Below are 22,841 nucleotides of genomic sequence, written 5' to 3'. Positions count from 1 at the left end.
CAGGCTTTTCTCCATCTTTTGTATAGGCTTTATATTCTCGAACATCTAACCTACATTTGCCGGATAACAATGTGTTGATACACTCTTTTAAGAGTAAAACCTTTAGCATGCAAAGAGATTTAGAAAACAGAAAGCCCCAGGCAACCATTCTTTTTATTTTTGGCGGCAGTGGCGACCTTAACCAACGAAAACTAACTCCCGCCCTGTTCAATTTAAGTATAGATGGACTGATGCCGGAAGAATTTGCCATTATCGGCACCGGTAGAACGGATTATACCAATGAGAAATTCAGAGACCATTTATTCGGTGGAATTAAAGAGTTTTCCCGTCGTAAAGAAAACCCTCCTGGCAGCTGGGAAGCTTTTTCCGAACATATTTCCTATTTAAGAATGGATGTAGACCAACCGGCATCTTATGAGCCGATCAAAGAAATTATCGGTAAGTATGAAGCAGATTGGGGAACGGCTGCAGAAGTGATCTTCTACCTGGCTGTAGCACCACAGCTGGTTCCTGAAATCACCACCAACCTGCATAGCCTGCAATTAGACAAATCGAAAGATTGCATGCGCATTGTGGTAGAAAAGCCTTTTGGTCATGACCTAAAGAGCTCTAAGGAATTGAATAAATTGCTTACTGATATGTTCGACGAAAGCCAGATATATCGCATCGACCATTATTTAGGAAAAGATACGGTGCAGAATATCCTGGCGCTTCGTTTTGCCAATGCCTTGTTCGAACCTTTATGGAACAGCAACTATATTGATCATGTGCAGATTACTGCTTCAGAAACAGTAGGTGTGGAAGATCGTGGAGGCTACTATGAACGCTCAGGTGCATTGCGTGATATGGTACAAAACCATATTTTGCAGTTGTTGTGCATGGTGGCTATGGAAGCGCCGGTATCGTTTAACGCCGACGAGATCCGTAACAAGAAATCGGATGTACTGAACGCTATTCGCAAGATCAAAAAAGAAGACGTACAGAAATACGCTGTTCGTGGTCAATACTCACAGGGATGGATGCAGGGCAAGGAAGAAAAAGCCTACCGCGAAGAGAAAGGCGTAAACCCTAACTCGGGTGTTGAAACATTTGCTGCTGTAAAATTTTATGTAGACAACTGGCGTTGGCAGGGCGTACCTTTTTATGTGCGTACCGGTAAATTCTTAAAAGAAAAAACCACGCTGATCACGATACAGTTTAAAGAAGGGCCTAAATATGCTTTCCCTCCGGAAGCATCTGAAACCTGGCGCTCCAACAGGTTAACTATCAGCATACAACCTGAAATGGATATCCGCCTGAGGTTCCAGGCCAAACGCCCGGGTCAAACTATGTCATTGAACCCGGTGAACATGGTGTTCAGCTATAATGAAACCTTCCAGGAGCCTCAACCCGAAGCCTACGAAACACTGTTGCTCGATGCGATGATGGGTAACCCTACACAGTTTATGCGTGGTGACCAGGTAGAAATTGCCTGGGAAGTAATTGAACCCATTTTGGATACATGGGAAAAACGCCCGCCGGTAGACTTCCCTAATTATGCACCGGGAAGCTGGGGACCTGAAGATGCCGAGGCACTGATTGCGAAAGACGGCAGAAACTGGATCACCTTACCTCCGGGAAAGAAGGAACACTAATACTTTAATTTTGGCATATTCTAAATGGCAGCAACCTGGCAGTTGCTGCCATTTTTGTTTTTACAATAACTATTATACTTGTCAGTAAATGTTAAACCAACTTTTTCTCCTATATTTTAACAAAATAGCTTTCTTATTCATCTGTAACTTAGTTGTCTAAACTACTACCGATGAGACATTTTGCTTTCCTTTTTGTAACGATATCACAGCGATGTTTAAACCAGCTTTCCCTATTTATTATACAGTATTGTAACTTTAATCCAGCTTACACGAAATAGCTGTAATGAGAAAATTTGTCTTAACAACCCTGCTGGCTGTTTTTGTTATTACCATTACTAATGCAGCTAAAATCCAGGGATTTATTAAAGAAGAGCATGGAAGCCCTTTGGCATATGCCACTGTAACGATAAAAGGAACACCAACCGGCACCACCGCCAACAGCAAGGGCTTTTATTCATTAGACTTAAAGCCTGGCAACTACACATTGCAGTTCGAATACGTGGGTTTTGTTGCTGTTGAAAAAATAATTGAAGTAATGGATAAAGACCAGCAGGTGGATGTAGTATTGATAGCCAACCAAAACCTGATGGGAGAAGTAATTGTAAAAGCCAAAGGTGAAGACCCGGCATATCGTATTATCCGGCAGGCCATTAAAAAAAGACCCTATTACCAGCAGCAAACAGACTCTCTATCAGTTGATATTTATCTGAAAGGCATTATCAGAACAATCTCTATCCCGGGCAAAATCTTTGGTCAAAAAGTTGAACGGGATGGTTCAGACGGTCTTGACTCTATGGGAAAAGGTGTAGCGATGTTATCCGAATCGAATCTCCTGTTAGACGAAGTAAGACCCAACCAATCGAAAATAACGGTGCGATCCAGTTTTAGCCGGGGCGATAATATGGGGCTGAATTTCTCAAAAGTCACTTCTTTCTACACCAATAACGTAAACATATTTGATGTCAACAGCTCATCGCGGGGCTTTATATCACCTATTGCAGACGGGGCGTTAAATTTCTACCGGTATAAACTCCTGAATACTTATACAAGAGATGGCGTTACCATTAAAACCATCAGGGTTATCCCTAAAAGAAAGCAGGAGCCCCTGTTTTCGGGCAATATTGAAATAGCCGAAGGCAGCTGGCGTATTTACAGCTTAGATCTTCTGCTGACAAAGGACTACCAACTGGAGCTGATAGATACACTAAAGATCAAACAATTGCACGGACCGGTTACTCCGGATACCTGGAAAACAAAAAACCAGATCATTTCTATTGGATTCGATATGTTCAATTTTAAAGGAGTGGGCAGCTTTGTAAATGTTTATAGCAATTACAACCTCCATCCCCGTTTTTCTCAAGGATACTTTGATAATGTTGTTATGAAATATGACACGGGTTATTATAAAAAAGACTCCAGCTTCTGGACACAAAGCCGGCCTGTTACCCTGGAAGATGATGAACAACGATATTATACTTTCAGAGACAGTATGAACACGGTTAGGGACAACCGGCCCAAATCATATTATGACTCGTTGAGGCGTAAACAAAAAATTAAACTAACCCATATATTATGGAGCAATCAGCATTACAGGTGGTACTCCAACAATTCAACCGCTACCTATCAGTTAAAGGGTCTGACCAAGGGCTTAGAATATAATACCATAGAAGGAGTAGCATTAAAGGTAAACCAGTACTTTAACTATATGCCCAATAAAGGCCCCTATAACTATCACTTACATTGGAACATGCGGTATGGTTTTGAGAACCGGCATTTTAATAGTTTTGGAACGCTTACCATTGCCTCTAAAGATGATACTTATCGTAACCGGTATTTGAGTTTATCGGGTGGCAAAAGAGTAAGCCAGCTTAACAATGATAATCCCATTAACGCGCTTACCAATTCTCTCTATACCTTATTCGCCAAAAGAAACTATATAAAGCTATATGAGAACTGGTTTGGGAATGTTCAGTACAACAATAAGTTTGAAAATGGCTTTACAATAAATGTGGCCGCCAGTTTCGAAGACCGGGTTCCCCTTAACAATACTTCACTCTATTCATTTAGTAAAAGCGCACGACCATTCACTCCTAATCATCCTGAAGAACTCGCGGCCGTTGGCTTTGATCGCCACCAGGCGTTAATAGCAGACATCGCTATAAGCTATCAACCAGGCCAAAAATATATTCAATATCCCAACAGAAAAGTATCAATAGGCTCTGATAAGCCGGTATTTACGCTCAACTACACGGCGGGCATACCCGATCTTTTAGGGAGTGATGTAAAATATAATAAATGGAAGCTATCAGCTACCGACAATATGAACCTCAAATTGGCGGGCCTTTTCAAGTATAATATTGGTTTAGGCGGCTTCCTGAATGCAGATCGTTATTCGATTCCCGATATGAAGCATTTTAATGGTAACCGTACTTTCTATAATATGAAATACCTGAATAGCTTTCAATTAGCTCCATACTATGCTTACAGTAATGTTGCTAAATTCTACGGTGAAGCCAATGTCGAGCATCACTTTAACGGTCTGTTGACCAATAAAATTCCCTTATTTAATAAGCTGAAATGGAACCTGGTTGCTGGTGGAAATGCCTTTTATGTAAAACAGGATCAATATTACGCTGAAGCCTTTGTAGGCCTGGAAAATATATTTAAGCTCTTCCGTGTTGATTTCATTGCCGGATACCAGCCCCTGCTTAAAACCCAATTAGGTGTACGCGTAGGTTTCGGCGGATTTTTAGGGGGTGCCTTCAAAATTGATTAATAAAAAAACGGGGCTGGAAAAACCAACCCCGTTTGAAGACATTTTAGAATCCTTCCATTAATCTCTTCTTCCTCCCAAATAAATCATAATGTACTGAACCAGGGTAACCACTGCGGCCAGCGCTGCAACTACATAAGTTGTAGCAGCCCACTTTAATGCATCTTTAGCCTGAGGATACTCGTTGTTATTGGTTATATTGGTATGTTGCAGCCATGCCAATGCCCTTTTACTGGCATCAAATTCTACCGGTAAGGTGATTAAGCTAAAAACAACAGTAATAGCCATTAATATGATACCTATTAATAAAAGTGTAGTGCTGCCTGAATATGCCATAACCACCCCTGCTAATAACACCCAATTCACTATAGTAGAGCTGAATTGAACCGCAGGAACGAGCTTACTACGCATTTCCAGCGGGCCATACGCAGTAGCGTGTTGAACCGCATGGCCGCACTCATGTGCGGCTACGGCAGCAGCCGAAATACTTCTGCCCTCGTAAACGTCCGGGCTCAGGTTCACCGTTTTTTTTGTCGGATCATAGTGATCAGATAAAAAACCGGGCGTAGAAATTACCTGTACATCATAAATGCCGTTTTCCCTCAGCATTTTTTCCGCTACCTCTTTACCACTCATCCCGTTCGCCAGCGGAATTTGGGCATACTTTTTAAATTTACTTTTCAGCACCATTGAAACCAACATACTGATGCCGACAAAAATCATTGAAACTAAAAAAATGGATGAAGTCATCTATAAAATATAATTTGTTTATGGAAATCAATCAAATCCGGAACCAAAGGCAAATTACTCTAAAAAACCGACTTTTTGTCATGTAGAAAAATTTTTGGGGCTTTTTTAACCCTTAGGCTAATTTTATTATCTATTAATTATCAATTAATTATAAAAAAACTATTCAACCTGCCATCCTCATTTTATAATTTGTTAACCTGCCGGATCAATAATTTCATTTTTTAGTGTTAATCTCAATTTGTACCTTAGTACCAGAATTTAATGGGTTAGTAAGTAAAAGGGCCAAGCGTAAGCAAGGCCTTTTTGCTTTATATACCAGTTTGATAAAAATAGATCTCATAAGCCCATCTATTCTTCGCTACTCTTTTTTTAATAAACACGTTAATCGATACCTTCTGCGGTATTTCAATACTTGAGTCATTCATAAATGCGCTCTTCCTTTTTATACAGATCGTTGAACTTACACGAGTGGAGCTGTAAACTTCATTACCTAACTTTACCGCATGAGTAAAGTGAAGAAGTCTTTTTTCTGCCAGAACTGTGGTTATGAAAGTGTAAAATGGGTAGGACAATGCCCCTCATGCGGCCAGTGGAACACTTTCGTAGAAGAAGTGATTGAGAAAGCCAACGGCAAACAAAACTGGGATGATTATACAGCTAATGAAAAGAGAGGATCGAAAGCAGTTGCTTTATCACAGGTAAAAAGTGGTGAGGAAAAAAGAATAAACACCACGGATGCAGAACTTAACAGGGTTTTAGGTGGGGGCATTGTCAGCGGCAGTATTATATTAGTAGCGGGCGAGCCGGGCATTGGCAAAAGCACCTTATTTCTTCAAAGCGGCCTGCAATTACAGGATCAGCGGGTGTTGTATATCAGCGGAGAGGAGAGTGAGCAACAAATTAAAATGCGTGCCGACAGGTTATATAACAACGGGGCGTCCATTAATAATGATAATTTTTTCCTGTTAACAGAAACATCTACACAAACTATTTTCCAGGAAATAAAAAAATTAAAGCCCGATGTTGTTATTGTAGATTCGGTTCAAACCCTGCAATCGAATATAATAGATGCATCTCAGGGGAGTATTTCACAGATCAAAGAATGTGCAGGCGAATTTCAGCGGTATGCCAAGGAAACCAATACCCCTGTGTTCCTGATCGGGCATATTACCAAAGAAGGCGGCATAGCGGGTCCTAAGATACTGGAACACATGGTAGATGTGGTATTACAGTTTGAGGGTGACCGGCATTATGCCTATCGTATACTACGCACACTCAAGAATCGCTTTGGAAGTACCAGCGAACTGGGCATTTATGAAATGACGGATAAAGGCATGCGTGGTGTAGCCAATCCCAGCGAAATACTCATTACCCAAAAAGAAGAACAGCTTAGTGGCATTGCTATTGCAGCTACACTCGAAGGTGTACGGCCTTTGTTGATAGAAGTACAATCGTTGGTAACACAATCGGTTTATGGCACTCCTCAAAGAACAGTAAGCGGATTCGACCTGAGGCGTTTGCAACTATTGCTGGCCGTTTTAGAAAAAAGAGGGGGCTTTCACTTTGGCGTAAAAGATGTGTTTTTAAATATTGCAGGGGGCATTAAAGTAGAGGACCCCTCTATTGACCTGGCAGTGCTTTGTGCCTTACTCTCATCGTATGAAGATGTGCCTTTGCCCCAAAGTATTTGCTTTGCCGGTGAGATTGGTTTAAGTGGCGAAATACGGGCGGTGAACAAAATTGATCAACGTATAGCAGAAGCCGAAAAACTGGGCTTTGAAAAAATAATCGTATCCAAATACAACCAATCGGTAAGACAAAGCCGGCAGAAGTTTAATATAGAAGTGGTCACAATGGCCCGGGTTGAAGAAGTATACCAATATTTATTTTAACTTTATATGGAAGGCAAATAAGCTAAGCACTTGCCTGTTGATCAGATAAGTATACCGCCCCTGCAAATGACCAGAGTTATTTGCCAGGTACAACCTATTATTAAATGTAAACATCTAACCATGAGCACTCTTACGTTAATTAAAGAGTCTCTTTTGCAGCTCTTTTACCCGCATTTATGCGCGGGTTGTGGCTCAGATGCCCTACCTCCCAGTAGCCAGCTCTGTATAAAATGCATTTATGGTTTGCCTTTAAGCCGCTTTGAAAAGCGGGCTAACAACCCTATAGAAAAAATATTAGCAGGTAGAATTGAATTTGAAAAAGCAACTGCCCAGTTATATTTTACCAAGCATTCTGTCTTGCAACATATGATGCATGCATTTAAATACAAGGGTAATAAGGACTTGGGGTACCAATTAGGCTTAATCATGGGTAATCAATTATTGGAAAGCCGTCGCTTTGGAGATGTAAATGCGTTGATACCACTGCCATTGCATGAAAGTAAACAAAGAAAAAGAGGATACAACCAGGCTGAAATTCTGTGTAATGGCATGGCTGAGATACTGAGAATTCCGGTTATTACCGGTGCCGTGGTAAGACCAGATGCCACTGAAACTCAGACGAAGAAAAACCGTACTGACCGATGGAAAAACATGGAAGGCAAGTTTGCATTAACCAGCGAAAACCTAATTGAAAACAAACACGTACTTTTAGTGGACGATGTAATTACTACCGGAGCAACACTGGAAGCCTGCGGACAAGAACTTTTACGGGCACCAGGTGTTAAACTAAGTATTGCGACGTTGTGCTATGCATCTAAAATTTAATTCATTAAACAGTTAATCATTCTACAATGAAAACTTTATTTCTTACATTATTATTATCGTCTACATTATTTTTTGCGGGCAATATTTACCAGTTTAAGGTAAACGGGTTAAGCGGTGGCAGCATTAACTTTAATGACTTTAAAGGCAAAAAAATACTGGTGGTTAATACGGCCAGCAAATGCGGGCTTACTCCTCAATATGAAGGATTAGAAGCATTGTACAAAAAATATAAGGGTAAGCTGGTGATCGTAGGATTTCCCGCCAACAACTTTAAAGGTCAGGAGCCCGGAAGTAATGAAGAAATATCCGAGTTCTGCCAAAAAAATTATGGGGTAACATTCCCAATGGCTTCAAAAGTTTCTGTATCCGGAGATGATGTAGCGCCTATTTACAAATACCTCTCTGAGGAAGCAAAAAAGAAAGGCTTAGAAAATCCATTAACCTGGAATTTTGGAAAATTCCTGATTAATGAGAAGGGAGAACTGATTGCAACTTTCTCTCCGAAAACTCAACCTATGAGCGATGATATTCTGAAGTATCTTAATTAATATCTCAAGCGCACGGAACTTAGTCATCGGTATATTCCTGATTCTATTGATTATTATTTACAGGATTAAATATACTACCATGGCCGGCACATTTTCACAGGTTTATGTTCAGGTGGTTTTTTCCGTTAAAGGCAGGCAAAGCCTTATTGATCAAACATGGAGGGATGAGCTTTTTAGATATATGTCTGGCATCATAACAGCTAAAGGCCAAAAATCAATTATTGTAAATGGTGTGGCAGATCATGTACATTGCTTCATTGGGTTAAGGCCGGTGATGTCTATTTCTGACCTGGTAAGGGATATTAAGAACAACTCTTCAAGATTCATAAATGAAAAGGGCTTTGTTAAAGGCAGATTTGAATGGCAGGAGGGCTACGGAGCTTTCTCCTATAGCCATTCACACATAAAAACAGTTTACGAGTATATTCTAAATCAGGAGGAACATCACCGGAAGCAAACCTTTCGGGAAGAATATGTTGATTTTTTAGAGAAGTTTGAAATCGAATACCAACCAAAATATATTTTTGACTGGATTGAATAATATTACCCCCTTCGGGGCTGATGTGTCGATCGTTTAATGCTTTTTTATAAAATACCATTCCTTCGGAATTGCTCGTTTATAAGTTTAGAAAAACCATATCTTCTATAGCCATAACTGGCATCCAGCAAGGTAAATCCGAAGAGTTGATATTGTTATAGAAAAAGGACAGTTGTAACAATGAAACCCTGAAAGGGTGGAATAATATCACCTCTGTGGGGGTACCCTCATTTTTTATAATTCCTATTTTATAAAAATACCTTTCCTTCGAAATTATCGATTTATACGTTTATAAAAAACATATCTCCTATAGACGTGACAGGTTTGTAACGAGTTTTGTTTACACCACAATACATGCGACCTGGAGGTATTCGAATTTTTTCTCAAAAAAATCCCATAAACCCGAAGGGTTGCTATTTTTTTAGAAAGAAATATAGACCAGCGATAAAACCCTGAAAGGGTGACATTATTGATGACGGAATAATATCACCCCTTCGGGGTTGACATATCCCTCATTTAAGGCTTTTTATAGGAACGCCATTCCTTCGGAATTAGTACAGAACACATACCAAACCCTAAAGGTTATTGTTATTGCAAGAAGCCTGGCATTGACTATTTTACAGGCCACATCAACATAACAAAGGAGCCGGCTCTAAAAAGGCCAGCTCCTTTCTTTATGCAGAAGTCTAATATCTACACATCATACGTAGTTGATGCCGTTTCACCTCCACGACCCGTCCAGTTGGTATGAAAGAATTTACCCCTTGACTCATCTATTCTTTCATAAGTATGAGCACCAAAGTAATCGCGTTGTGCCTGGAGCAGGTTGGCCGGCAATCTTTCGGTGCGATAACCATCATAATAATTAATTGCAGCACCTAAGCATGGCGCCGGTATACCATTCAGAATAGCGGTTGCTGTTACCTTTCTTAATCCTTCCTGGCAAGCCTGTATTTTTTCAGCAAAATAAGGATCCAGTAAAAGATTTACAAGCTCAGGGTTCGTGTCAAATGCCTCTTTGATATTACCCAGGAAGCGCGAACGAATGATACAACCACCTCTCCACATCAACGCTATATTGCCATAGTTCAGTTCCCAACCGTATTCCTTAGCTGCAGCACGCATCATCTGGTAACCCTGCGCATAAGAGATCACTTTGGCTGCATATAATGCATCTCTTAGCTGATCGATAAACTGTTTTTTATCACCATCAAAAGAAATTGACGGACCTGCAGTCAATACTTTAGATGCTGCCACACGCTCATCTTTGACCGCGGATAGACATCTTGAGAAAACCGACTCCGTAATTAATGTAAGCGGAATACCTAGCTCCAACGCAACCGTACCGGTCCATTTGCCGGTGCCTTTCTGACCAGCGGTATCCAGGATCTTATCGATGGTAGGCACGCCATCTTCTTTGTGAGCCAGTATATCCCTCGTAATTTCAATCAGGTAGCTATCCAGCTCACCCACGTTCCACTCTTTAAATACTTCGTGCATTTCATCGGCAGACATGCCTAATACATCTTTCATGATCTGGTATACTTCACAAATCAATTGCATATCGCCATACTCAATGCCGTTATGCACCATTTTTACAAAATGGCCGGCGCCACCATCGCCTACCCAGTCGCAACAGGGCGATCCGTCAGCAACTTTTGCAGCAATACCCTGGAATATAGGTTGTACTTCGGGCCATGCAGACTTAGACCCCCCAGGCATAATAGATGGGCCCAGCAATGCACCTTCTTCACCACCTGACACACCTGTACCAATATAACGCAGGCCCTTGCTTTCTACATATTTTACTCTTCTTTCCGTATCAGGAAAATGAGAGTTTCCACCATCAATAATAATATCTCCCTCCTGTAAGTGAGGCAACAATATCTCAATAAAATCGTCAACAGGTTTTCCTGCTTTTACCATTAACATTACTTTACGCGGCGATTTAAGTGACCCCACCAGCTCTTCAATGGAATGCGCTCCTACGATATTTTTTCCTTTGGCCCGTCCATTGATAAAGTTGTCCACCTTATCTACCGTACGGTTATAAGCTGTTACGCGAAAGCCCTTGCTTTCCATATTTAAAATAAGATTTTCGCCCATTACTGCCAGGCCTATAACACCTATATCTGATAATTCTGCCATATTACTTGTTGGTTTAATCGTTAGAAAATTTTTGATTTAAAAACAGAGTGCCAAATTTAAACCGCTTCTGCCTTACAACCAATTAAATCTATAGACTATAATAAAGCGGCGGGAACCATGGCTATTTTTTATATTCGTCTTAAATTGATTATTATGCGTACACCGCTGCTCTTCTTAGTCTGTGCCGTTCTCATCACCAGTTGTCGATCAAAGAAAACTGCAGACCTTCTCATTTATAACGCCACTATTTACACCGTTGATTCACAATTCAGCAAAGCAGAAGCAATGGCCATTGCGGATGGGAAGATACTTGCTACCGGGGCAAAAGCTGAACTTACCAATACCTTCAGCTTTAAGGATAGCCTTGATGCTGAAGACAAATATATTTACCCGGGCTTCATTGATGCACACGCTCATTTTGCGGGCTATGCTCAGTCGCTTACGGAGATCAATCTTTTTAATACAAACAGCTGGGATAGTATCATAGCGCGCGTTGCCCGGTATCAATCTCCAACAGGAGATACCAGTGGCTGGATTGTAGGCCGCGGTTGGGATCAAAATGACTGGCCCGTAAAAGCTTTTCCAACTAACGAACTGCTTAATGCCCGCTTTCCTGATCGACCTGTTTACCTGGTTCGTATTGACGGTCATGCAGCTATTGCCAATAACAAGGCATTGGAACTGGCTGGTGTTAAAGCCGGCGATAAGATCAGCGGCGGCGAATTTATAATGCAAAACGGGAGGTTAACCGGGGTTTTAGTAGATAATGCGATGGATAGAGTAGCGGCCCGCATACCATCCCCCACGGATAAAGATTTTGAAAAATCGCTGCAACTGGCCCAGCAAAACTGCTTTGCTGCCGGCCTTACCACTATTCATGATTGCGGGTTAAACTATGAGGTGGTTGAAAAGATAAAATCTTTCCAGGAGAAAGGCTCCTTAAAGATGCGGCTGTTTGTTTTACTGAGCGATGCAAAAAAGAACTACGATTATTTAGCTTCCCGGGGAACGGTTAAAACCGAACGACTCAAGGTAAGCGGCTTTAAATTATATGGTGATGGAGCACTAGGCTCGCGGGGCGCCTGCCTGCTAAAAGACTATTCGGATCAACCTGGCTGGAGAGGGTTTTTATTGAGCAGTGCTGCACATTTCGATTCTATGGCGGCCCTGATTATAAAAAATAAATGGCAGATGTGCACTCATGCCATCGGCGATAGTGGCAATCGTGTTGTACTCAATATTTACGCTAAATATTTAAACGGTAAAAATGACCTTCGCTGGCGGGTTGAACATGCGCAGGTAATAAACGAAAAAGATTTCCACTACTTTAAAGACTACAATATTATACCATCTGTACAGCCTACACATGCCACATCTGATATGTACTGGGCAGGAGACCGGTTAGGAAAAGACCGGCTGAAAGGCGCTTATGCCTATCAACAACTATTACAACAAAACGGCTGGATACCCTTAGGCACCGATTTCCCGGTTGAAGACATCTCTCCTTTTAAAACTTTTTATGCTGCGGTCATTCGTAAAGATGAGAAAGGTTTTCCGGCAGGAGGATTTCAGATGGAAAATGCATTGACCCGCGAGCAGGCCTTGCGTGGTATGACGATATGGGCAGCCCGTTCGGCTTTTGAAGAACCAGAAAAAGGAAGTCTCGAGGCTGGTAAACTAGCTGACTTTGTTATCCTCGACCAGGATATTATGGCAGTACCTGAACAAAGCCTGCTGCATACGCGGGTGCTAAAAACTTTCCTGAACGGGGAAATGGTATATAAAAATTGATACCGGTGGACAGCTGAGTTATTGTGCCAACTCCTTTAATAAGGTTGTCGCCCGTACCGGTTTAAAAGGGCCATACTTTTTTGCTTTCTGTTCTTCGATCCTGTCGGTAAATAAAGTGCCGAATAAATGATCGGTTTCGTGCTGGAAGATGATGGCGGAAAAGTCTTCCAATACCTCTATATGCTGAGTACCCTCAATATCAGTGTAGGATACCATAATGGAGAAGTTGCGCACTACATCTCCGCGGCCCTCGAAAGAGAGATCTCCTTCAGGCCCCTGGCAAAGGATGGATGAACGCCATACTATTTTAGGATTGATATAGAACTCAAAAGGCTGACCCGGCTTATCAAACCGCTGCACCCAAATAAGATTACGGTTAATACCTACCTGTGGAGCAGCTATACCTACACCTCTTCGACTGCTATCCAGCACCGACTTCAGCATTCTGTTCTTTAATAAGGGAAGTAACGGATCATTAAAAGCAATATCTTTTGACATAGCTTTTAAAGCTTTGGCCCCGGCCGGTTCGGTAAGAGGCGTTACCCTAAGCATGGAACTGGTATCACCACCGAGAATAATTTTTCTTTCTGTTTCGGTGAAGTTTTGAGCATTGATACCGTTCGCTATAAAAAGTAGCAAAAAAGGGAATATTCGCATACTGCTAATCTTTTTGCAAGGATTTTGAAAGCTTCAAAATAAACTCGTCGATAGAAATAATATTCACTTTAGGAAAATTAATAGTTTTTAATATTTGAAAATTCTTGTCCTGAGTTACCAAATAGTTTGCTGATCCAGCAATAGCACAGTCAACATATTTATTATCATCTTCATCAATAGATATTAAATGCCATTTGTAATAGGTATTTTGAAAGCGCACATTAGGTAATTCTTTAAGAAGAGAAACTAAGGCGTTAGCCGTAGATACATTGTATTTTCTTTGGATGACCTCTTCATATTCCAGGAGAATTTCTCCAGAAAGCACCAAGGTATATTTTTGCTGGATAAGAGACTTGTAAATAATATGATACGGAGACCTGGATGTAAGGCTCATAACAAAAATGTTGCAATCAATAGTCACTACCATTTTGTCATCCGGCTTTCCTATAATGCTCTTCTTTCCATCGATCAAATATCTCTGCAGTATAGCTTTGAGCATCGAATGACTTATCTGCTTCCCGAATAACTTTATCAGCAAGATACATGATCAGTAAAGATTTGATCTCCTTTAAATCTTCTTCGCTTTGTTCTTTTGCAAAAAGATTTAATATTTCCAGCTGTGTATTATTTAACGCCGCTTCCATAATCAGGTTTCTTTATCCTGCAATTTACAAAATTTATATCACACCTTTGGGGACCCTATTCGCGTCCCTATGAGCAAGCAATTCTATTGCAAGCCAAAGAATGCAATAATTGTTTTTACAAAAAATATCTTCTAATGTGCCTCCAGCCAGTTTTCTCCCTGGCCACATTCTGCAATAACAGGCACGCCAAAAGGCAGTGGCAGTGCGGCTTCCATATTTTCCAGGATCAATGGTCTCAGCTCGTTTACCTCCTCGCGTAATGCATCAAAAATCAACTCATCATGCACCTGTAAGATCATCTTACTCTTCATACCTGCTTTTTGCATAGCAGCATGTACTTTTTGCATGGCCAGTTTGATCATATCAGCCGCTGTACCTTGTATCGGCGAGTTAATAGCGTTTCGCTCAGCAAAACCTCTTACGGTAAAGTTGCCTGAATTGATATCTTTTAACCAACGCTTACGGCCCATCAATGTTTGCACATAACCATGCTCCCGCGCAAAATTGATGGTATCGTCCATATAACGCTGAATACCGGAAAACTCTTTTTTATAACTATCAATAATCGCTTTGGCCTCTGTGCGGGAAATACCCAGGTTGTCTGCCAGTCCGAAAGCACCCTGGCCATAAATGATACCGAAGTTGACACTCTTTGCTTTATAGCGCATCTCTTTAGTTACATCCTCAACGGCCACATTAAATACCTGCGCCGCTGTTGCCGTATGAATATCCACACCGCTTTTAAATGCCTTCACCATGTTCTCGTCGCCACTGATACCCGCTACAATCCTCAGTTCTATCTGGGAATAATCCGCCGATAATAGTATGTGATTGGCATCACGCGGAATAAAAGCCTTTCTTATTTCTTTACCCCTGTCAGTTCTTACAGGTATGTTCTGCAAATTGGGATTATTACTGGCCAGCCTGCCCGTAACGGCAACCGCCTGCCCGTACGTGGTGTGCACCCGCCCGGTTTTAGGGTTGATCAACTGGGGCAATGCATCTACATAAGTAGATTTCAATTTGGTCAGCTCCCTGAAAGTAATGATCTCATCTGCAATAGCATGTCCTTTGGCAGCCAGTTTCAATAAAACATCTTCCCCCGTCTGGTATTGACCTGTCTTTGTTTTGCGGGCTGAAGCATCCAGTTTTAGTTTATCAAACAAAACCTCACCCAACTGTTTGGGTGAAGCCAGGTTAAAACGAACACCGGCAATCTCAAATACTTTTTTTTCTGCCTCAATCGCATCTTTCTCCAACTCCTGCGAGTACGCCTTCAGGAATCCTTCATCAATTCGCACCCCTTCAAACTCCATGTCGGTCAGTACACGTAATAAAGGGTTTTCCACTTCATCAAAAACACGTTGCACTTCTTTCTTCGTTAAAAGGGGTGCAAAAGTTTCTTTTAGCTGCAGGGTAATATCAGCATCTTCCGCTGCATAGTCGGTAATCTTTTCCAACTCCACATCACGCATGGTTCCCTGGCTTTTCCCTTTTTTACCAATCAGTTCGTCAATGGGAATGGGCTCATAACCCAGGTATTTGGCACTTAGCTGATCCATGCTGCGTTTACCATCAGGCTCAATAACATAATGCGCCAGCATCGTATCAAACAGTTTACCCTTAAATTCAACGCCATACCATTTCATTACCAATAAGTCGTACTTCAGGTTTTGCCCTATCCATGTTTTAGATGCATCGTCGAACAGCGGGCGAAAAGCTGTCAGTATGATATCTGTTTCTGCACGATCGGCAGGACAAGGAACCCAATAGGCTTCTCCCGGCTTTACTGAAAAGCTCATACCTACCAGTTCGGCGAGGTTCGCATCAATGCTCGTCGTTTCTGTATCAAAACAAATTTCATCAAATGAAGCAAGCTGCTGCACCAGGTTGTTAATAGCATCTACACCAGTAATGGCGGTGTACTCGTGCGGTACATCACTTAACTTTTTCAAGGTTGAAAAAGAAGGAACATCATCAATTGCTTCAATTACCGGGGCCGGTTGTACTTCCTCTTCGCCGCCTATTACATTACCAAACAGATCAATTTGCAGGCTCTTACCGGCAGGCTTTTTATCCCCTGAAGGGGCAGCACCTGCAGATGCGTCCACCTCTTCGCCCAATAACCTCTTGGCAAGCGTTCTGAATTCCAGCTCTCCGAATATCTCTTTTAGTGCTTCTTTATTCCAGTCTTTTACTTTAAACTCTTCCTCGTGAAATTCCACCGGCACATCGGTGATGATGGTTGCCAGTTTTTTGGAAAGAATGGCCAGGTCTTTACCCTCCACTACTTTTTTTCCGAGAGCACCCTTAATATTTTCGGCATTAGCTACCACGTTTTCCAGGGTCTCATACTCTGCTAATAATTTGGCTGCAGTTTTTTCACCTACTCCTGCAATACCGGGGATATTATCCACCGCATCACCCATCAGTCCCAGCACATCAATTACCTGCGACACATTTTTAATATTCCATTTGGCACATACCTCTTCGGGGCCCATAATTTCTACATCGCCACCCTGGTAACCAGGTTTGTAGATCTTTATTTTTTCGGATACCAATTGGCCGTAATCTTTATCCGGCGTAACCATGTATACATCATATCTCTCTGCGGCAGCCTTTTTGGCGAGGGTGCCAATCACATCATCTGCCTCGTAACCATCGGTTTCTATACAGGGAATATTAAACCCCTTAATAATGCGTTTGATATCGGGTACAGCAATTAATATGTCTTCTGGCGTCTCCTGGCGGTTAGCCTTATACTCGGCATAATCGGTATGGCGCTCAGTAGGTTCATGCGTATCAAAGCAAACGGCCATATGAGTAGGCTTTTGCTTATTCAACAGTTCTACCAGCGTATTGGTAAATCCAAACTGGGCATTGGTATTTTTATTTTTACTGGTAATGCGCGGGCTGCGTATTAAGGCATAATAGGCGCGAAAAACCAGGGCATAAGCATCTAACAGAAACAACTTCTTCTCCATAAATGCTAAGGTAGGAGATTTCAGTTTGATGATTTCGGATTTATGATTTAAGATTTGTGACAGGGGCAGGCTGCCATATCAGATTATAATAAGCACCGGCAAATCCATAAAAATTATTTACGTACCGGCCCTAGTGTTTATTTTTGCGCCAAATTGATTCATAATGTTACAAGTAAATGTGATTAGGCAAAATGTGCAGGAAGTGAAAGAACGCCTGGCCGTAAAGAACTTTAAAAATCCCGAGCTCGTGGATTCGGTGATCGCGTTGGACGATCAGCGTAAAAAGTTACAACTGGAATTTGATACAACCCAGGCTTCGGTAAACAGTGCATCGAAAGAAATTGGTGGCCTGATGGCTAAGGGAGAAAAGGATGCGGCAGAAGCCAAGAAAAAAGAAGTAGCAGAACTGAAGAATAAATTACAACCCATCCAGGAGCAGCTTTCTTCCACGGAAGAAGAATTACAGCAGGCATTGGTGCAGTTACCTAACCTTCCATCTGCTTTAGTACCGAAAGGAACCAGCCCGGAAGATAATGAAGTAGTACGTGAGGGCGGTGTGAAGCCAACCTTATATGCCGGAGCTAAACCACATTGGGATTTAATTAAAGAATATGATATTGTAGACTTTGAAACCGGGGCTAAATTAACCGGAAGTGGCTTCCCTTTGTATAAAGGGGCCGGAGCCAAACTGCAGCGGGCACTGGTACAGTATTTCCTGGATTACAATATTGAAGCAGGATATACCGAGTATTTACCTCCTTTCATGGTTAATGAAGCATCTGCTTATGGCACCGGTCAATTGCCCGATAAAGAAGGACAGATGTACCATATGCAGGCAGATAACTTTTATATGATCCCTACATCTGAAGTGCCGGTGACCAATATCTACCGGGATGAAATTGTAAAAGCCGAGCAACTGCCCATTAAGATGACCGCTTATTCTCCCTGTTTCAGAAGAGAGGCCGGCAGCTTTGGTAAAGATGTGCGTGGTTTAAACCGGGTGCATCAATTCGAAAAAGTAGAGATCGTTCAGCTGGTGCATCCCACTAAAAGTTATGAAGCATTGGAAGAAATGGTTGCTCATGTAGAACAACTATTAATTGCTCTCGAACTACCTTATCGCATCTTAAGACTTTGCGGAGGAGACATGAGCTTTACTTCTGCATTAACCTACGATTTTGAAGTATACAGTGCTGCCCAGGAACGTTGGCTGGAAGTTAGCTCTACATCCAACTTCGAAGGTTATCAAACCAATCGCATGAAAATCCGCTTTAAGGACGAAAATGGTAAAACGCAATTGGTACACTCGCTCAACGGTAGTTCACTGGCACTGCCAAGAATTGTGGCTTGCCTATTAGAAAATAATCAGGCAGAAAACGGCATTCAATTACCAAAAGTGTTACATTCATATTTCGGAAAGGAAACTATTAATAAATAACTCATTTTCAATATGAAGAAAACTATTCTGGCAATAACCATCCTGGCTTCTGTAGTAGTGGCTTGTACGCCTAAAGCGTCTAAAACACCCCCACCGCCGCCACCGCCTGCACCTGAAGTAGCTGCAACAGTTACGGGTTCTGTGGAAGCGGGAGGTATAATTATGGCTTCTGCAAAGTGTACCAAATGTCATGGTAATGAAACCGGGCATGTGCCTAAGCATACTTTTGCAGAACAGGAAAAATTAATGCAGGCTATGGCCAAAAAAGCAAAGCTTTCTGAACAGGAAACAGCAGACCTGATGGCTTATGTAAAAGCAAAGGCCAAATCATAGTTTACACCATAATGTCAATTTATATTTAAGGGCTTGCACATGCAGGCCCTTTTTCGTGCATATAATTCATATAAACCTCTGTTAATAAATAATTACCGGGTGTTTTTTGTACGATTCTTGAACAGGTTCTTAAACTTTTGATAACTGTTACGGTCCTATAAAAAACTGTCGCATGGAAATCTCTAACCAGTTAAAGAATCAGCATCTGTTATGGCGTGCAGGCTTCGGACCTGCAGTTGAGCAGTTGAACGACCTGTCTAAATACTCGCCGCAAAAATATTATAAAGCATTAGTAAAGGCTTCTGCTAAAGAGCCCACCTATATCAATGTGGCGAATTCTGAGTTGATTGACCTTTACGAACAGCAGCAGGATGCGGAAAAACGTAAGAATATGGATGAAATGCAGCGGAGGGAAATCAACCGTATGCAGCAAGCCGCCGTTCGCAACCTGAGCCTTTATTGGTTGAAAGAGATGGTAACTACTTCGGCGCAGCTACGTGAAAAAATGGCCTTCTTCTGGCATGGTCATTTTGCAAGCCGTAACGGCAATATATTTTATAACCAGCTTTTGTTAAATGTATTCAGAAAGCACGGCCTGAGCGATTTTGGCACTTTGCTGAAAGAGGTATCACGCTCGGCTTCTATGCTTTACTTTCTAAATAACCAGCAAAACCGGAAAGGACGGCCTAATGAAAATTTTGCACGCGAGGTAATGGAACTTTTTACTTTAGGTCGTGGTAATTATACTGAAAAAGATATAAAAGAAGCAGCCCGCGCTTTTACCGGCTGGACGGCTACAGGCAAGGGTGAATTCGTATTTCGTGAGAACAATCATGATACCGGTGAAAAAACAGTACTGGGTAAAACGGGCAATTTTAATGGCGATGATGTGTTGAATATTATTTTAGAGAACAAGCAAACAGCGCAATTCATCACTCAAAAAATATATACTTTTTTTGTAAATGAAAAGATCGACAAAGCAATTGTTGCTAAATTGGCCGATCAGTTTTATAACAGCAAGTATGATATTGCAGCGCTGATGGAAACTATTTTTACCAGCGACTGGTTTTATCAGCCTCAAAATATCGGGGCAAGAATTAAATCGCCCATCGAATTGCTGGTTGGCATTCAGCGTATGCTACCTATGAAACTGGATAATGACTATGCACTGTTTAATATGCAAAAAATATTAGGGCAGCAGCTACTTTATCCTCCCAATGTTGCGGGCTGGGCCGGTGGTCGCTCCTGGATCGACAGCAGCACCCTGATGATGCGTTTGCGTATTCCACAGATGTTTTATGACAGGGATGAACTCAATGTAACACCCAAACAAGACGACGATGTAATGATGGGGCGGAAAACAGATGGAACTGCTGCTGTACCCGTCAAGTCTGCTCCGCAAAAAAAGCCATACGGTGCAGTTGACGCCCAGATTGACTGGCCGCAGTATATCAACAAATACGAAAAAACAAAACGGGAACAACTTTTAGCTACTATAAAAAGTAACCTGCTACAGATCGACTCACCCAGGGTACAGGAGGTCGTTAATAAGAACATCGATGAATCATCCCGTGAAGCATTTATACGATCGGCCACGGTGCAGTTGATGAGCACGCCGGAATACCAGTTGTGTTAGAGTAGCGAGTCAGGTATAGTGAGAAGTGAATAGGCAATAGAGAATAGTCAATTTTCAGATACCCTACTTACTACTTACTACTTACCATTCACTATTCACAAAAAATATTATTATGTTAATCAAGCGTAAAGAGTTTTTACAGATCGGATCATTAGCCACTGCATCTGTCATGATGCCTAAGTTCCTGAAGGCTTTTGAGTCGCAGGCCCTGGTGCCACCGGGAAATAAGGTGGTAGTGGTCTTACAGCTGAGTGGCGGCAATGACGGATTGAATACAGTCATCCCCGTTCGTAACGACATTTATTACAAGCTACGACCCGGACTTGGAATAAAAATGGATAAAGCGGCAACGCTTACCGATGAAGTAAGCCTGCATCCTGCCCTTACCGCTTTTAAAGGTTTGTATGACGAAGGGAATATGGCCATATTAAATAACGTAGGTTACCCTAATCCTGACCGCTCTCATTTCAGGAGTATGGATATATGGCATTCGGCCAGTAAAAGCAACGAATACTGGAACACCGGTTGGATAGGCCGCTACCTGGATGCACAATGTGCGGGCTGCGATAAACCAACGCAGGCATTGGAAGTAGATGATGTGTTGAGCCTGGCCTTAAAGGGCGACCAGGCCAACGCCATTGCCGTTAAAGATCCCAAACGGCTATTCGGCACTTCTAACGAAAAGTTTTTTAAGGATGTGATGAAGAACCATGTCCATGACCATCACGATGAAGAGCCTGTAGAATACCTATACAAAACCATGGCGCAAACCCTTTCTTCGGCTGATTATATTTTTAAACAAAGTAAGCTACATCCAACAGGAGCTACTTACCCCAATACCGACCTGGGAAATGGATTTAAAACTATTGCATCACTGATCTATTCGGAGATCAATACTAAGGTATATTATATTTCCCTGGGCAGTTTTGATACGCATGTGGGACAGGATGCACAACAGTCCCGTTTGTTTACCCAGATGAATGATGCCGTAAAAGCATTTACCGACGATTTAAAGAAAAACGGGCGCATGAACGATGTGCTGCTTTTTACTTTCTCTGAATTTGGTAGAAGGGTAGCACAAAATGCCAGCAACGGCACCGATCATGGAACCGCCAATAATATGTTTCTGATCAGTGGAGGATTAAAACAAAAGGGCATACTTAATGCCATGCCCGATTTGGCCAACCTGAATGAAGGAGATTTAAAATACAATGTAGATTTTAAGGATGTGTATGCCACTATTTTAAAAAACTGGTTAAGCGCAGATGCCGGTAAAATCTTAGGAGGCCAATACAATACACTGGGATTTGTATAAGCCCGGATTTGAATATCACCCACCTTATGCAAATAACAAACCCACTGCTTAACAAACAGTGGGTTTTAGGTTTAAAGGATCAATGGTTGGTATAAGGGGATGATTATTCCCCGTTAACACGAACAACTTTTGAATAGGTTTTAGTACCATCTTTATCGATCTGTGCAATGCGGATATAATAATTTTCAGAATTGGCAATACTATCCTTGTCTTTTTTACAGCTTACCTGTATAAAAGCAACAAAGCTGATAGCAACCGTAGCCAATACCATTGTTTTTTTACGGCATACGAAAAGAAGTAAGATCAAAACAAACGCAAGGTAGGGCAGCACAGACAAACTCATGCCGGCGCTACCCGTCCACTCATAATTTAGGGTAATATCACTATTGCCATTCTCTGCCTTTGATTTCAGAGTGCCAATAGTAACGAATTGTTCCCCATCGGTAGACCCTTCAATTTCGAAATGATCATTATTTACTTCTTTTTCTGTGGTCCAGTTTACATGTAAATTGCTTCCTTTTATATGCGCATCAATAGTACCGAAGGTTACCCAGAGCGCAACGTTACCGGTAACTGATAAAGGAGCTGGCGAAGCACAGGGAGCGGCCTCCAAAGGGTCCCAGTCAAAAACAGTGCTGGCGGTGCCTGGAGGTTGTTGTGTAGCAGCACTGCTGGTAAACATAACATAGCCTCCGTCAAGGGTAAAGAGCCAAAGGTTTTCGGTATTGTCCCATTCTATAGCTATCTGAACACCTGTATTTCCGGCTACGGTACCCGTTCCTACATAATAAGGTTTGCCGTCGATTAATGCAGGATTAGTACCCTGCGTTAAAGTCACCGGTCCGGCAATACAGGCGCCATTTACAGTTATGGTTTGAGCGTTTATCGCTCCATACAACAGCAGGGCTATAATGAGCGCATAAAGATTTTTCATG

Annotated in this window: 18 protein-coding genes; 11 read left to right on the top strand and 7 right to left on the bottom strand. The window is 41.8% G+C overall.

The annotated features are described in order from the left end of the window. Positions 1-107: 107 nt before the first annotated feature. Entirely contained in the window at positions 108-1,634 is a 1,527-nt protein-coding gene (zwf, locus tag ACLOAU_RS07645; RefSeq protein WP_427861268.1) for a glucose-6-phosphate dehydrogenase, read from the top strand. Between the two features lie 283 nt (positions 1,635-1,917). Next, positions 1,918-4,410, top strand: a complete 2,493-nt coding sequence (locus tag ACLOAU_RS07640; RefSeq protein WP_427861267.1) for a DUF5686 and carboxypeptidase regulatory-like domain-containing protein — start codon at positions 1,918-1,920, stop codon at positions 4,408-4,410. 57 nt (positions 4,411-4,467) lie between these two features. Here the strand turns inward: ACLOAU_RS07640 and ACLOAU_RS07635 are convergent, their stop codons facing one another. After that, a complete protein-coding gene (locus ACLOAU_RS07635) occupies positions 4,468-5,157 on the bottom strand; it encodes a zinc metallopeptidase (RefSeq protein WP_427861266.1) in 690 nt (229 codons plus the stop codon). 503 nt (positions 5,158-5,660) lie between these two features. Here ACLOAU_RS07635 and radA point away from each other — a divergent pair. The 4 genes from radA (at position 5,661) to tnpA (ending at position 8,963) form a co-directional block, all read left to right on the top strand. Next, positions 5,661-7,049 (top strand): DNA repair protein RadA, encoded by a 1,389-nt coding sequence (gene radA / locus ACLOAU_RS07630; RefSeq protein WP_427861265.1) that lies wholly within the window; start codon positions 5,661-5,663, stop codon positions 7,047-7,049. A 120-nt stretch (positions 7,050-7,169) separates the two neighbouring features. Next, positions 7,170-7,874, top strand: coding sequence for a ComF family protein (locus ACLOAU_RS07625; RefSeq protein WP_427861264.1), 705 nt, complete (start codon positions 7,170-7,172; stop codon positions 7,872-7,874). A gap of 26 nt (positions 7,875-7,900) precedes the next feature. Beyond that, positions 7,901-8,422 (top strand): glutathione peroxidase, encoded by a 522-nt coding sequence (locus tag ACLOAU_RS07620; protein WP_427861263.1) that lies wholly within the window; start codon positions 7,901-7,903, stop codon positions 8,420-8,422. A gap of 79 nt (positions 8,423-8,501) precedes the next feature. Next, entirely contained in the window at positions 8,502-8,963 is a 462-nt protein-coding gene (tnpA, locus tag ACLOAU_RS07615; protein ID WP_427861262.1) for an IS200/IS605 family transposase, read from the top strand. A gap of 690 nt (positions 8,964-9,653) precedes the next feature. Here tnpA and gnd read toward each other — a convergent pair. Then, positions 9,654-11,108 carry a decarboxylating NADP(+)-dependent phosphogluconate dehydrogenase gene (gnd, locus tag ACLOAU_RS07610; RefSeq protein WP_427861261.1) on the bottom strand — a complete coding sequence of 485 codons (1,455 nt, stop codon included), beginning with the start codon at positions 11,106-11,108 and terminating at the stop codon, positions 9,654-9,656. 153 nt (positions 11,109-11,261) lie between these two features. Here gnd and ACLOAU_RS07605 point away from each other — a divergent pair, with 153 nt between their 5' ends. Beyond that, complete coding sequence (locus ACLOAU_RS07605) at positions 11,262-12,899, top strand: amidohydrolase (RefSeq protein WP_427861260.1); 1,638 nt, start codon at positions 11,262-11,264, stop codon at positions 12,897-12,899. Between the two features lie 18 nt (positions 12,900-12,917). Here ACLOAU_RS07605 and ACLOAU_RS07600 read toward each other — a convergent pair whose 3' ends face one another. The 4 genes from ACLOAU_RS07600 to polA all read right to left on the bottom strand — a co-directional run bounded on the left by ACLOAU_RS07600 (position 12,918) and on the right by polA (position 17,184). Continuing rightward, positions 12,918-13,556, bottom strand: a complete 639-nt coding sequence (locus tag ACLOAU_RS07600) for a peptide deformylase (protein ID WP_427861259.1) — start codon at positions 13,554-13,556, stop codon at positions 12,918-12,920. 4 nt (positions 13,557-13,560) lie between these two features. Beyond that, positions 13,561-13,983: a putative toxin-antitoxin system toxin component, PIN family gene (locus tag ACLOAU_RS07595; RefSeq protein ID WP_427862682.1), complete on the bottom strand. Its 423-nt coding sequence runs from the start codon at positions 13,981-13,983 to the stop codon at positions 13,561-13,563. A gap of 4 nt (positions 13,984-13,987) precedes the next feature. Then, a complete protein-coding gene (locus ACLOAU_RS07590; protein ID WP_427861258.1) occupies positions 13,988-14,200 on the bottom strand; it encodes a DUF8507 family protein in 213 nt (70 codons plus the stop codon). Positions 14,201-14,331: 131 nt separating this feature from the next. Next, positions 14,332-17,184: a DNA polymerase I gene (polA, locus tag ACLOAU_RS07585; RefSeq protein ID WP_427861257.1), complete on the bottom strand. Its 2,853-nt coding sequence runs from the start codon at positions 17,182-17,184 to the stop codon at positions 14,332-14,334. 163 nt (positions 17,185-17,347) lie between these two features. Between polA and serS the strand changes: the two genes are divergently transcribed. The 4 genes from serS (at position 17,348) to ACLOAU_RS07565 (ending at position 21,906) form a co-directional block, all read left to right on the top strand. Next, positions 17,348-18,622, top strand: a complete 1,275-nt coding sequence (gene serS / locus ACLOAU_RS07580; RefSeq protein ID WP_427861256.1) for a serine--tRNA ligase — start codon at positions 17,348-17,350, stop codon at positions 18,620-18,622. A gap of 12 nt (positions 18,623-18,634) precedes the next feature. Further along, positions 18,635-18,955, top strand: a complete 321-nt coding sequence (locus tag ACLOAU_RS07575) for a hypothetical protein (protein ID WP_427861255.1) — start codon at positions 18,635-18,637, stop codon at positions 18,953-18,955. A 172-nt stretch (positions 18,956-19,127) separates the two neighbouring features. Then, complete coding sequence (locus ACLOAU_RS07570; protein ID WP_427861254.1) at positions 19,128-20,591, top strand: DUF1800 domain-containing protein; 1,464 nt, start codon at positions 19,128-19,130, stop codon at positions 20,589-20,591. Between the two features lie 112 nt (positions 20,592-20,703). After that, a complete protein-coding gene (locus ACLOAU_RS07565; protein ID WP_427861253.1) occupies positions 20,704-21,906 on the top strand; it encodes a DUF1501 domain-containing protein in 1,203 nt (400 codons plus the stop codon). 103 nt (positions 21,907-22,009) lie between these two features. On the opposite strand, the gene ACLOAU_RS07560 is transcribed toward ACLOAU_RS07565, so the two are convergent. Continuing rightward, positions 22,010-22,840 carry a hypothetical protein gene (locus ACLOAU_RS07560; RefSeq protein ID WP_427861252.1) on the bottom strand — a complete coding sequence of 277 codons (831 nt, stop codon included), beginning with the start codon at positions 22,838-22,840 and terminating at the stop codon, positions 22,010-22,012. Position 22,841: the final 1 nt, after the last annotated feature.

The sequence above is a fragment of the Paraniabella aurantiaca genome, from assembly GCF_050309965.1.
Classification (GTDB): domain Bacteria; phylum Bacteroidota; class Bacteroidia; order Chitinophagales; family Chitinophagaceae; genus Niabella.
Note: the sequence above shows the minus strand (reverse complement) of the source record. Positions and strands in the feature narration are given on the sequence as shown.